The sequence below is a fragment of the Metapseudomonas boanensis genome (genome assembly GCF_042232855.1).
Lineage (GTDB): Bacteria > Pseudomonadota > Gammaproteobacteria > Pseudomonadales > Pseudomonadaceae > Metapseudomonas > Metapseudomonas boanensis.
Genome location: NZ_CP113889.1, coordinates 5,425,760 through 5,438,590 on the forward strand (window position 1 = coordinate 5,425,760; position 12,831 = coordinate 5,438,590).

The window sequence follows — 12,831 nt, forward strand, 5'->3', positions numbered from 1 at the left end:
AGGTATCCGGGGTCAGCCCCCTCAGGGAGGGGGGGATGGGAAAGGTGGCCAGGTGGTGCTGCAAACCCCTCGCGCCCCCTCGCGCGGGGTGGTTCCCGGGATGGCTACAGGGCATAGACTGGGCCGGCGAAATTCCAACGGACGGAGCGCATGGCGCGTCCACGCAACGCAGCATACCTCCGCCCCGTTGGCGATTTCGCCCTAGGAGGATGGGTTTCGCTGCGCTCTACACCATCCTACGGAGCGTTCCTTATTCGATCAGGCCGTGCTTGCGCGCCCAGGACACCGCGTCATAGCGGCTGGAAACGCCGAGCTTCACGTAGATGTTCTTCAGGTTCCATTTCACCGTTTCCAGTGAAATGTTCAGGGTCAGGGCCACGCGCTTGTTCGACATCGCCTGGCTGATCAGCTCCAGGATCGCCACTTCACGCGGCGTCAGCATCGACGGTGCGTTGTTCGACGACGACTCACTGGCGCGCCCGACATTTCCCGGCCCGAAGCGCTCCAGAAGTTGCTTCAGGTAGGCGCCTTCGTCATTGGCCAACGGCTTGGGTACCAAGGTTGCCAGCAACTTGCGCAGCACCTCGCCTTCATCGAGGAAAGTGCGCACCAGTCCCAGTCGACTACCCTGGGCGAGGGCAGCGAGCAGGTGTTCTTCCGCCCGCTCCGGCTGCAGCAAGTCGGAGTGGGCGATGGCACTCAGCAACTGTCCGGTAACCAGCAGTTGGCCGCGACGGAAGCGCGTGGCATAGGTGTGCAGGATATCCAGGGCCGCCAGGGCTTTGTCCGGGTAGTTGGTGGCCAGCAGCAGGCGCGCCCGCGCCAGCGCCGCCAGCGCCGGGATTTCCGCCTGGAATCCCTGGGCATCCCGGTATTGCAGTGCCAGCGGTTCCAGCCGGGCGACGCGCTCGGCGGCGTACGTACGGTCGTTCTCCAGCAGGGCGATGCGCGACTGCTCGGTGAGGCAATGCACCAACGCTCGGTCCTGGCCGATGCTGCGGAAGTGACGCTCCTGGCGTTCGAGGAAGGCCATAGCCACCGCGGCGGAATCCTGCAGCAGGTCCAGGCGTGAACGGCAGATGGTGGCATGCAACATGGTGTCGGGCATGGTCCACTGCAGCAGGCCACTGCGATTGGCGAGAATCTCCCGCGCCTCGTCGATCCGGTCCAGTTCGCGATACACCTCGGCCAGGGTTGCGGCGCCCAGGTAGGCGCTCGCTGCCCGATGGCCGTGGACCGCCACGGCACGGGACAGTTGCGCCGAACCGACACGTTCGGCTTCCCGGATGCGGCCTTCCTGCAGGTAGCAGGTGGTTCTCGCCCCTTCGGCCACCAGGGCCATTTCCGCATCCCGCTCGGCTTCGGGAATGGGATTCTCATCCAGGCAGCGCAGCGCTTCCTCGTGCCTTCCCGCCGCCGAATAGGCGATGGCCAGCAGCGCCGGGGCGCCGTAACGGGTCACCGTGTAGTCATCCGGCAAGGCATGGAAGCTTTCCAGCAGGCCGATGATCGGCTCGCTGCGATCGCGCTGGACCTCGATCGCCGCCTGCACCAGTGGCAGGCGGTAAGCTTCGTCGGCCTGTTGTGCGGCACCGCTGCGCTTGAACTGCTCCATCCATGCCTCGGCCTTGGCCGGACGGGCGGTCAGCGCGTATGCCAGGCAGCCCAGGAAGAACAGCCGCGGCCGAGAGAACAGGATGTCCTGCGGCAACTGGTCCAGCAAGCGTAACAGAGGACTCAGCTGGTCGAGGCTCCAGGTGGCCGGGGCCGCCCCTTCGACCAGTTGCGCGGCAAAGTCCAGGTCGCCGGCCTGGGTCGCATGGCGCACTGCCTCGGCCAGCAACTTGCGCTCGGCGAACCAGCGCGCGGCACGACGGTGCAGCTGATCCTGAGACTCGCGATCACGGCGGAGCAGACGCGTGGCAAGGAAATCACCGAACAGGGCGTGGAAGCGATACCAGGGTTGGCGATCATCGGCCTCGACGCGGAAGATCAGCAGGTTTTCCTCATCCAGCCGCTTGAGCATGGCCTGCGCCGACGCGCAACCGGTCACCGCCTCCGCCAGCGAGGCATTGAAACGCCGGAGAATGCTGACGTCCTCCATGAACGATGCCAACTCGGCCGGCAGGTGCACCATTACGTTCTCGGCCAGGTAGCTCTGCAGGTCGTCAGAACGCCAGCCCATTTCCCGCAAGGCGTCGCGCGTCGCGGGGTCGCTGCGTAGCAGGATGACCACCAGCTGCAGGGTGGCCGGCCAGCCGCTGGTGAGTTGGTGGATCTGGTGCAACTCCTCCGGGCTGAGCTTCAGCGCCGCCAGGCTCTGCTCGAGGAAGGCGCGGGTTTCCGCCAGATCGAACGGCAGCGCGGCGCAGTCCAGCTCCACCAACTGACCGCTGAGTCGCAGCCGGCTGAAACTGAGCGGCGGCCCGACGCGGGAAGAAATCACGAAATGCAGGTTGTCGGGGCTATGGTCCAGCAGCTTCTGCACGAGCTGGTGGGAGCGCGGGTCCGCCACATGCTGGTAGTCATCTATGACCAGGTACAACTCCTTGTTGATGCTGGCCGCGCCCTCGACTATTGCCGCCACCACGCCATCGATGAATTCCGGCCGCGTGCCTTCCGGCGGAATGCCGCTGTCCAGCGGAATCCCCAGGCGCTGCAGCGCGCCGCGCAGGTAAGCGAAGAAAATCGCGAGATGCTTGTCGTCGGTGCTCAGCGAAAGCCAGGCCACGTCCGCTCCGGAACGCATCATCTCCTGCCGCCACTGGGCCAGCAGCGTGGTCTTGCCGAAGCCGGGGCTGCCGGTGACCAGGCCGACACGGCATTGCGCCATGCGCTGCAGGTCCTCCAGCAGGCGCTGGCGCAGGATGGTCTGGGTGCCAATGCGCGGTGGCGCGAACTTCGTTGATACGAGCAGTTTGTCTGTGTGCATGTCCAGACTGGGTCTCCGATTCGCAAATGGCCTACCAAAACGCAGCGGGACAGGCATGCGCGGGTTGGAATCAGGGTGGATACGGCCATGTGGCAAGCCGCTGTTTTACCCGAAGCTTAGCCTCAGGTCAGTAGCAGCCATAGTACGGTACCGGGCACCCGGGCGACCGTTCCTGCAACAGATGGTGGAGGGGAAAGAGAGGGAGCCGCCCCCTCCAACCGAGGGGGTGGGACGACGGTGCCTGGACGGCACCGCCGGAGCGTATCAGAGGGTTCGTGCCACCAGCTCGCGCATGATGTCGTTGGCACCGCCGTAGATGCGGTTGACGCGGCTGTCCAGGTAGTGCCGGGCGACCGGATATTCCAGCATGTAGCCGTTGCCGCCATGCAACTGCACGCACTGGTCGACGACCTTCGAGTACAGCTCGGTGCACCAGAGTTTGGCCGCAGCTGCCGCTTCCGGGCTCAGCGCATGTTCCAGGATCAGCTCCATGCAGCGGTCGACATAGGTCTGCCCGAGGGCGATTTCGGTCTTGAGGTCAGCCAGCTTGAAGCGCGAGTTCTGGAACTCGATGATCGGCTTGCCAAACACCTTGCGCTCACGGGTGTAGTCAACGGTCTGCTCCAGCACCGCCTGGCTCGCCGCGATGGCGAGAATGCCGATGCTCAGGCGCTCCCAGGCCAGTTCCTTCATCAGCTGATAGAAGCCCTGGCCTGGCTCGCCACCGAGGATGTTAGCCTTCGGAACGCGTACGTCCTCGAAGAACACCATGGTGGTGTCCTGGGCGTGCAGGCCGACCTTGCGCAGCGGCTTGGATTTGCTGACGCCCGCGCGGTTGGCTTCCACCAGGATCAGTGAGATATCCCGGGAGCCCTTGCCGCTGTTCCCGGTCTTGGCGACCACGACTATGACGTCGCTGTTGGTGCCGTTGGAGATGAAGGTCTTGGCACCGTTGATGACGTACTCATCGCCGTCCAGCACAGCTCGAGTCTTGACCGCCTGTAGGTCAGACCCGGTGTCGGGTTCGGTCATGGCGACGGCGGCGATGGCTTCTCCATTGGCCATTTTCAGCAGCCACTCTTGTTTCTGTGCCTCGGTGCCGAAGTTGATCAGGTACCCCGCGCAGATGTCGTGCACATTGAAACCGTTCAATCCGGACAAGCCAGCACGAGCCACCTCCTCCACCGCAATCATCGAGAAGCGCCGGTCCAGGCCCAGGCCACCATAGGCCTCAGGCGTGGTGGCGTTGAGCATGCCCAGCGCGCCGGCGCGCTTCCAGATCCCGCGGGGGACAAGGTGATCTTCCTCCCACTGCTCGTGGAACGGCGTGCACTCCTCCGCCAGGAAGCGGCGGACGGTACTACGGAACTCTTCATGTTCATGATCGAAGAGGGTGCGCGGAATCATGGAAATACCCCTGGATACGGTTGTCTGTGCGGGCTCCGACCGTCCGGACGCCCTTCACGCCACATTAGGGCGACCCGCGCTCTCCCCGCCCCCTCGAAGCGGGTAGGCGCAGTCGAATCGGCTATGCGTCCGGGACCTTTGTCCCTCCCACTCCATAAGGGTGGGGGCGGCCTCGTCGGCAATTCGCTCTACTGGCAAAGCCCAATCCCCCGGCCGTCCGTCGGCCAACCAGTACAAGAGAACGAGATGACCGATTCGCTCCTGAACGAACGCGAACTGAGCTTCCAGCTCTATGAGCTGCTCGATACCGAGGCGTTGCTGCAGCGTCCCCGCTACGCCGAACACGATCGCGCCGTATTCGACGCCACGCTGGAAACCGCACGCGGCGTCGCGGCCGAATATTTCGCCCCGCACTACCAGAAGGGCGACGCCAACGAACCGACCTTCGACGGCGAACGCGTGACCCTGATCCCGGAAACCAAGGTCGCCTGGGACGCCTTCGCCCAGGCCGGCTTCCTCGCCGCCCACCACGATGCCGAGGACGGTGGCCTGCAGCTTCCCGAGGTCATCCTGCGGGCCAGCATGGCCTACTTCAACGCTGCCAACATCGCCACGGTGGCCTATTCCTTCCTGACCATCGGCGCCGCCAACCTGGTCAAGAGCTTCGCTGGCGATGCACTTCGCGAACGCTTCCTGCCGCCCATGCTCAATGGCCGCTTCAGCGGCACCATGGCGCTGACCGAGCCTGGCCAGGGTTCCGCCCTTGGCGACCTGCGCACCAGCGCTCGCCTAGCCAACGATGGCACCTATCGCATCCACGGCCAGAAGATGTTCATCTCCGGCGGCGACCACTCGCTGACCGACAACATCATGCATATGGTGCTGGCCCGCATCGACGGTGCGCCGGCGGGCACCCGCGGTATCTCGCTGTTCCTCGTGCCGAAGTTCCTGGTCAACCCCGACGGCAGCCTGGGCGCGCGCAACGACGTGGCCCTGGCTGGCCTGCTGCACAAGCACGGCTACCGCAACACCACCTCCACCGTGCTCAACTTCGGCGAGCGCGACGGCGCAGTCGGCTACCTGGTGGGCGAGGCCAACAAAGGCCTGTCCTACATGTTCCAGATGATGAACGAGGCGCGCATCGGCGTGGCGCTCGGCGCTTCGGCGCTGGCCTACCAGAGCTTCATCCACGCCCTCGACTATGCCCGCGAACGGCCCCAGGGCCGCCTGCCGGGCGCCAAGGACCCGCTGGCGCCGCAGGTGCGCATCGTCGAGCACGCCGACGTGCGCCGCATGCTGCTGCAGCAGAAGGTCTACGCCGAAGGCAGCCTCGCACTGTGCCTGTACGCCAGCAGCCTATTCGAGGATGCCCACACCGCACCGGACGAGACCCTGCGACGCGAAGCCGGGGAACTGCTGGACCTGCTGATTCCCATGGTCAAGTCGTACCCGTCCAAATACTGCGTGATGGCCTCGGACATCGGCATCCAGGTGCTCGGCGGCTCGGGCTACATCCGCGAATACCCGCTTGAGCAGTACTACCGCGACAACCGCCTGAACCCCATCCATGAAGGTACCGAAGGCATCCACGGCCTCGACCTGCTGGGCCGCAAGTTGCAGCAGAACGGCGGCGCCGGCTATCGCCTGTTCCTGGAGCGCGTGCGCGACACCCTGAAGGAAGCCGGGCACGACGACCGCTGTGCCCCGCTCGCCTACCTGCTGGCCGGCTCCCTGGACCGCCTCCAGGAAGTCACCGAAAGCCTGCTCGGCCAGGTCGCCGCCGACACCAACCTCGGCCTGGCCAATGCCACTGCCTACCTCGATGTGTTCGGCCGCGTACTGGTGGGTTGGCTGTGGCTGCGCATGGCGCTGGTCGCCAGCCGCGCCCTGTCTGCCGGCGCGGCTGGCAGCGAGGCGGATTTCTACCAGGGCAAGCTGCAGGCAGCCCGTTACTTCATGGACTGGGAGCTGGCATCCATTGATGCCCAGGCACGCCTGCTGGCCTCCGGTAACCGCAGCAGCTTCGACATGCAGGACCACTGGTTCTGACCCGTCTTCGGACTTCCAACCCTTTACAAGGAGCCACCATGAACGCCCTGGTTACCTATCAGGTTGAAGACAACCTGGCCCTGATCGGCCTCGCCCGCCCGCCGGTCAACGCCCTTGGCCAACCCCTGCGCGCTGCTGTTCTCGAAGCCTGCGAGCGCGCGGCGGCCGATCCTTCGGTCAAGGCGATCGTCCTCCATGGCACCAACGGCCTGTTCAGCGCAGGAGCCGATATCAGCGAGTTCGGTAGCGATGCGTCCTTCGCCGCCCCCGACCTGCCCTCCCTGCTCCTGCGCCTGACGCAACTGGACAAGCCGCTGGTTGCAGCCATCGGCAAACTCGCGCTCGGCGGCGGCCTGGAACTGGCCCTGGCCTGTGGCTACCGCATTGGCGAGCCCGGCACGCGCGTCGGCCTTCCTGAAATCAACCTCGGCCTGCTCCCCGGTGCCGGCGGTACCCAGCGCCTGCCGCGCCTGATCGGTGCCCAGGCAGCACTCGACATGATGCTCTCTGGCGCACCGGCGGGCGCCGACAGTGCGCTCACGCTCGGCATTCTCGACCGGCTTTCGGCAAGTGCCGACAGCCTGCTCGACGAAGCCCGCGCCTTTGCCCGTGAACTGGTCGCCAATCGGGCGCCCGCACGTCCCGCCGCGCCTTTCCCGGCGCCCGCCGAAGGCCTGCCCGAGGACTTCCTTGCCCACTTCCGCCAGGACAACGAGCCGCGCTGGAAGAGCCGCCTGGCACCGCGCCTGGTGCTTTCGGCGGTGGAAGCCGCCTGCCTGCTGCCGCTGGAGGAAGGCCTGGCCCGCGAGGTGGCGCTGTTCAAGCAGGCCGAAGCCTCGATCCAGTCCCAGGCCCTGCGTCACGTGTTCTTCGCCGAGCGCGAAGCCGGCAAGGTCCCGGGCATCGATAGCGGCACCCTGCTCCGCCCGATTCGCAAGGTAGCGGTGATCGGCGCCGGCACCATGGGCGGCGGCATCGCCATGAACTTCGCCAATGCCGGTATTCCGGTGACCTTGCTGGAGCGCCAGGGCGACGCCCTCGATCGCGGCCTGGCGCAGATCCGCCAGAACTACGGGATCAGCGTCAAGCGCGGCAAGCTGACCGAAGCCCGGCTGGAGCAGCGCATGGCCCTGCTCGGCGGCACGCTCGACTATGCCGACCTCGCCGACGCCGACCTGGTGATCGAAGCGGTGTTCGAGAAGATGGAGATCAAGCAGGAAGTCTTCCGCACCCTGGACCGGGTGTGCAAACCCGGCGCCATCCTCGCCACCAACACCTCGTCGCTGGACGTCGACCAGATCGCTGCGGTGACGTCTCGTCCGCAGGATGTGATCGGTCTGCACTTCTTCAGCCCGGCCAACGTTATGCGCCTGCTGGAAGTCGTGCGTGGGCGTGAAACCGCGCCGGACGTATTGGCCACCACGCTGAAGATGGGTCGCACCATCGGCAAGATGCCCGTGGTGTCCGGCGTCTGCTTCGGCTTCATCGGCAACCGCATGCTCGAACCCTACGCCCGCGAAGCCCATCGCCTGGTCCTGGAGGGCGCAACGCCGGCGCAGGTGGATGGCGTACTCACCGGTCTCGACCTGAACATGGGCGTTTTCAGCATGCTCGACCTGGCCGGCGTCGACGTGAACTTCCTGGTTCGCGACTCCAACCGCGCCGCTTTCGCCCATGACGAAAGCTACTGCCGTCTCGGCGACGAGCTCTATGCCCTGGGCCGTTTCGGCCAGAAGACCGGTCGTGGTTTCTATGCGTACGAAGGTCGCAATCGCCAGGACGACTACGAAGTGGTCGCGCTGGCCGAACGCCTGGCCGGCGAGCTGCACGTGCCCCGTCGCCCCATGGGCGAGCAGGAAATCCACGACCGCTGCCTGTTCATGCTGATCAACGAGGGCATCCAGTTGCTGGACGAGGGCATCGCCCTGCGCGCTGGCGACATCGACCTGGTGTGGATCAACGGCTACGGCTTCCCGGCGCACCTGGGCGGTCCCATGCACTACGCCGAGCAGCTGGGTCTGGACAAGGTACTGGCCGGCATTCACCACTTCCGCCAGTCCCTCGCTGAATACGGCGAGATGTGGTTCCAGCCGGCGCCGTTGCTGGAGCGCCTGGTGGCAGCCGGCAAGACCCGAATCGAGCGCATCTGATTGCACCTGGCAGGCGCTGAGTCCCTATTGGCGCCTGCCCATACCTTCAACAGGACAAGACCATGAAAGAAGCCGTCATCCTCTCAACCGCACGCACGCCTATCGGCAAGGCGTTTCGCGGTGCCTTCAACGCGACCACCGCCCCCACCATGGCCGCCTTTGCCATTCGCGCCGCCGTCGAGCGGGCAGGCGTCGAGGCTGGGGAAATCGAGGACCTGGTCATGGGCACCGGCATGCCGGCCGGTACTGCCGGCTGGAACCTCGGCCGCATGAGCGTGCTGGCCGCGGGCCTGCCGATCTCCGTCAGCGGCCAGACCCTCGACCGCCAGTGCGCCTCGGGCCTGATGGCCATCGCCACCGCCGCCAAACAGATCATGGTCGACGGCATGCAGGTCACCATCGGCGCCGGTCAGGAGCACATCAGCCTGGTGCAGAACCGTCACATGGAATGGGTCGGCAGCCAGCACGATGCGCAGGTGCTGCGCCTGATGCCCCACGCCTACATGCCGATGCTGCAGACCGCCGAGCTGGTGGCCGGCCGCTACGGCATCAGCCGCGAGGCCCAGGACGCCTACTCCCTGCTGTCCCAGCAGCGCACCGCGGCAGCCCAGCGCGCCGGTCTGTTCGAGGGCGAGATCGTCCCGGTCACGGTCACCCGGCAAATCGTCGACAAGGCCAGCGGTGCCATCAGCTTCGAAGAAGTCACCCTCGTCCGGGATGAGGGCAACCGTCCGCAGACCGTCCTCGACGACCTGGCCCGCCTCAAGCCGGTGATCGAAGGTGGCTGCATCACCGCCGGCAACGCCAGCCAACTCTCCGATGGCGCCAGCGCTTGCGTACTGATGGACGCGCGCCTGGCCGAGCAGCGCAACCTGGACCCCCTGGGCGCGTATCGCGGCATGGCCGTCGCCGGCCTGGCGCCTGAAGAAATGGGCATCGGCCCGGTGCTGGCCGTGCCCAAACTGCTCAAGCAGCACGGCCTGAAGGTTGACGACATCGGCCTGTGGGAACTCAACGAAGCCTTTGCCTGCCAGGCGATCTACTGCCGCGACAAGCTGGGCATCGACGACTCGCGCTACAACGTCAACGGTGGCGCGATCGCCATCGGCCATCCCTATGGCATGAGCGGCGCGCGGATGGTCGGCCACGCCCTGCTGGAAGGTAAGCGCCGTGGCGTGAAGTACGTCGTGGTAACCATGTGTGTAGGCGGTGGCATGGGTGCCGCCGGCCTGTTCGAGGTGTTCTGATGAGTGTCTTCGCCCCCTTCTCCCTGGCCAGCCGCACCGTGCTGGTCACCGGCGCCTCTAGTGGTATCGGCGCCCACCTCGCTCGCGTAGCCGGCCGTGCCGGAGCGCGCGTGGTCCTGGCAGCGCGTCGCGTCGAGCGCCTGCAACAGCTGGCCGACGCCATACGCCGTGACGGTGGCCAGGCGTTGCCGGTGGCCCTGGACGTCACCGACCGCGCCAGTGTGGAAGCTGCCTTCGATGCCGCCGAAGCGACTTTCGGACCAGTGGACGTGGTGCTCAACAACGCCGGCATCGGCAGCGGTCTGCGTGTGCTGGAAATCAGCGAAGAAGACTGGCGCGCCATGCTCGCGACCAACCTCGACGGCGTCTGGCGCGTCGCCCAGTGTGCTGCACAACGCCTGGCGCGTGCCGAGCGTCCAGGAAGCATCGTAAATATTGCATCCATGCTCGGCCTGCGAGTCGGCACCGGCTACAGCCACTACTGCGCGGCCAAGGCCGGCGTGGTCCAGCTGACGAAGTCCCTGGCGTTGGAACTGGCGCGCTACAACATCCGTGTCAACGCCATCGCTCCGGGCTACTTCACGACGGAGATGACCGACGGCTACTTCGACAGCGAGAAAGGCCAGGCCTACATCCGCGCCGCGGTGCCCATGCGCCGCCTCGGTCGGTTGGAAGAACTGGACGGTCCCTTCCTGCTGCTGGCCAGCGAAGCCGGTGCTTACATGTCCGGGTCGGTGCTGGCGGTGGATGGCGGGCAACTGGTGGGGAGCTTGTAAGGGTAGGAACCCCGGACGCCTGTCCGGGGCACTGCTAATCGCAAGCGAGTCGCCCCCTGGAGAGAGAAGTGCTCAAATCATTACCTCGCATGCTGCTGGCGATGGCCGTAGCCCTGCCATCTACCATGACATCGGCGGATGAAGGCGGGATCAGTTTCTGGCTTCCCGGCCAGTTCGGTGCCCTGGCGGCAGTACCCACCGCGCCGGGCTGGACCTTTCCGCTGATCTACTACCACGTCAGCGCGGACATCGGCGCGAGCGAGCCTCTGCCAAGGGGTGGGCGTGGCCAGATAGCCGCCGGCGTGGATGCCAAGGCCGACCTGCTGTTCGGTGGGCCGAACTACACCTTCGCTGAGCCCGTGCTGGGTGCCCAGGCGTCCCTCGGTCTGCTCGTCGGCCTGGGACGTTCGGAGGTCGATGTCGAGACCACCCTGACCGGCCCGCGCGGCCGCACGCTCTCCACCCAGGTCAACGACAGCCTGAAGGGCTCCAGCGACCTGTTCGCCATGGGCACGCTCAAATGGAACCATGGCGAACACAACTTCATGGTCTACGGCATGGGCAACCTGCCGGTGGGTGCCTACGACCCCGATCGCCTGGTCAACCTGGGGCTTGGCCACGCCGCGCTGGATGCCGGCGGCGGCTACACCTACTTCGACAAGCGCAACGAGTTCTCCGTGGTGACAGGTCTCACCTACAACTGGGAGAACAGTGATCTGGACTACCAGAATGGCATCGATGCCCACCTGGACTGGAGTGCATCGCACTTCGTCACCGACAGCACCCATCTGGGCCTCGTCGGCTACGTCTATCACCAGGTAACGGGCGATTCCGGCAGCGGTGCGGTACTGGGGGACTTCAAGTCCCGGGTCAGCGCCGTCGGTCCGCAGGTCGGCCACTTCTTCAAGGTGGGCAACGACCTCTGGTACGCCAATCTCAAGGGCTATCACGAGTTCGACGCGCGCAATCGCGCGGAAGGCTGGAACCTCTGGCTGACACTCACCATCCCGTTGTCAGGCGAGTAGCGGCCTCACCCGCAAACGTTGGGCGTCGCGCAGCTCAGCCACAACCTACGGTTCTCCCCAATCTCGTAGGGTCGAGGTCACTCTCCACACCTAATCTCCCATTTCCCCCCCTTTGGGGCGGGGTCACTCTCACAGCGCGTCGGTAGCATTCAACTCACGTGTGCAAACGATTGCACAGCGACTGAGGCATGCAGATGGCACGCAACACATCCCCTCCGGGTTCCTTCGTCCAGCAAGCCTATCCGGCAGGCGCACGAATCACAGCTGCGGACCTGGCGAAACGTATCGGCGTGGCCACCTCCACTGTCACCCGCGCCTTCGACCCGCATTCGCGCATCTCGGCCGAAGTGCGCCAGCGCATCCTCGCCATGGCCGACGAAGCGGGCTATCGGCCCAATGCCATCGCGCGGTCATTGAATCGGAGACGCACCGGCATCGTCGCGCTGGTGATGGGCGACATGACCAACCCCTTCTACCCCGCTGCCCTGGAGGAGTTCTCCCTGCAGCTGCGGCAAACCGGCCGGCAACTGTTGCTCTTCGTGGTGCCTCCGGGTGGCGACGCCGACGAACTGATGCCGCAGCTCTTGCAGTACCAGGTCGACGCCATCGTGGTGACCGCGGCGCGGCTCTCCTCGCACATGTCGGACCTGTGTGGACGCCAGGGTGTACCGGTGGTGTTCATGAACCGCCGCGTCGAGGACCCGACGGTCTGGTCGGTGTGCTGCGACAACGAGCGCATGGGGGCTGCGGTGGCCGAATACCTGGTGGGCAGCGGGCGCCGCGCCTGTGCCTTCGTAGCGGGTGACCCAAGCATCTCCACGACCACCGACCGCCTACTCGGTTTCGAGCGAGGCCTGGCCGCGCATGGCCTGCGTCTGGTCGCCTGCGAGCAGGGCGGATACAGCTACGAAGGCGCACGCGATGCGGCGGCCCGGCTGTTCGCAGCCGGCCAGCCCGGTATCGATGCGGTGTTCTGCGCCAACGACCTGATGGCCCTCGGCGTGCTCAGCCACCTGCGTATGAATACCGCCCTGCGCGTGCCCCAGGACGTGGCCGTGGTCGGTTTCGACGATATCCGCGCTGCGGCCTATCCAGAGCACGGCCTGACCACGGTGCATCAGCCGCTGCGCGAAATGATCGAGTGCGCCATCCGCCTGCTCGACGAAGGCCCTCCGGGCGGAAACCCCGCCGAGGCTCTGCGCGAGATTCCGGGGCGGCTCGTGCAGCGTTCTTCGGCCTGACCCA

General features: G+C 65.8%; 8 protein-coding genes. 6 read left to right on the top strand and 2 right to left on the bottom strand.

Annotation, left to right across the window (positions count from 1 at the left end; all coding sequences use genetic code 11):
• Nucleotides 1–250: 250 nt before the first annotated feature.
• Together OXH74_RS25195 and OXH74_RS25200 are read right to left on the bottom strand one after the other, a co-directional pair.
• On the bottom strand, nt 251–2,932 hold the full coding sequence (locus OXH74_RS25195) for a LuxR C-terminal-related transcriptional regulator (protein WP_375739372.1): 2,682 nt from the start codon (nt 2,930–2,932) through the stop codon (nt 251–253).
• Nucleotides 2,933–3,196: 264 nt separating this feature from the next.
• Entirely contained in the window at nt 3,197–4,339 is a 1,143-nt protein-coding gene (locus OXH74_RS25200; RefSeq protein WP_375739373.1) for an acyl-CoA dehydrogenase family protein, read from the bottom strand.
• Between the two features lie 246 nt (nt 4,340–4,585).
• Here OXH74_RS25200 and OXH74_RS25205 point away from each other — a divergent pair, with 246 nt between their 5' ends.
• From OXH74_RS25205 to OXH74_RS25230, 6 genes are all read left to right on the top strand, one after another.
• A complete protein-coding gene (locus OXH74_RS25205; protein ID WP_375739374.1) occupies nt 4,586–6,388 on the top strand; it encodes an acyl-CoA dehydrogenase in 1,803 nt (600 codons plus the stop codon).
• 38 nt (nt 6,389–6,426) lie between these two features.
• Entirely contained in the window at nt 6,427–8,538 is a 2,112-nt protein-coding gene (locus OXH74_RS25210; RefSeq protein WP_375739375.1) for a 3-hydroxyacyl-CoA dehydrogenase NAD-binding domain-containing protein, read from the top strand.
• Nucleotides 8,539–8,600: 62 nt separating this feature from the next.
• Nucleotides 8,601–9,785: an acetyl-CoA C-acyltransferase gene (locus tag OXH74_RS25215; RefSeq protein ID WP_375739376.1), complete on the top strand. Its 1,185-nt coding sequence runs from the start codon at nt 8,601–8,603 to the stop codon at nt 9,783–9,785.
• On the top strand, nt 9,785–10,561 hold the full coding sequence (locus OXH74_RS25220; RefSeq protein WP_375739377.1) for an SDR family NAD(P)-dependent oxidoreductase: 777 nt from the start codon (nt 9,785–9,787) through the stop codon (nt 10,559–10,561). Before OXH74_RS25215 ends, OXH74_RS25220 begins: the two co-directional genes overlap by 1 nt.
• 68 nt (nt 10,562–10,629) lie before the next feature.
• Entirely contained in the window at nt 10,630–11,586 is a 957-nt protein-coding gene (locus OXH74_RS25225) for a transporter (RefSeq protein ID WP_375739378.1), read from the top strand.
• 194 nt (nt 11,587–11,780) lie between these two features.
• Complete coding sequence (locus OXH74_RS25230; RefSeq protein ID WP_375739379.1) at nt 11,781–12,827, top strand: LacI family DNA-binding transcriptional regulator; 1,047 nt, start codon at nt 11,781–11,783, stop codon at nt 12,825–12,827.
• Nucleotides 12,828–12,831 lie beyond the last annotated feature (4 nt).

What these genes read in the sequence shown, in the direction of transcription:
- OXH74_RS25195 (WP_375739372.1), bottom strand. Translation starts at nt 2,932, where the DNA reads ATGCACACAGACAAACTGCTCGTATCAACGAAGTTCGCGCCACCGCGC.
- OXH74_RS25200 (WP_375739373.1), bottom strand. Translation starts at nt 4,339, where the DNA reads ATGATTCCGCGCACCCTCTTCGATCATGAACATGAAGAGTTCCGTAGT.
- OXH74_RS25205 (WP_375739374.1), top strand. Translation starts at nt 4,586, where the DNA reads ATGACCGATTCGCTCCTGAACGAACGCGAACTGAGCTTCCAGCTCTAT.
- OXH74_RS25210 (WP_375739375.1), top strand. Translation starts at nt 6,427, where the DNA reads ATGAACGCCCTGGTTACCTATCAGGTTGAAGACAACCTGGCCCTGATC.
- OXH74_RS25215 (WP_375739376.1), top strand. Translation starts at nt 8,601, where the DNA reads ATGAAAGAAGCCGTCATCCTCTCAACCGCACGCACGCCTATCGGCAAG.
- OXH74_RS25220 (WP_375739377.1), top strand. Translation starts at nt 9,785, where the DNA reads ATGAGTGTCTTCGCCCCCTTCTCCCTGGCCAGCCGCACCGTGCTGGTC.
- OXH74_RS25230 (WP_375739379.1), top strand. Translation starts at nt 11,781, where the DNA reads ATGGCACGCAACACATCCCCTCCGGGTTCCTTCGTCCAGCAAGCCTAT.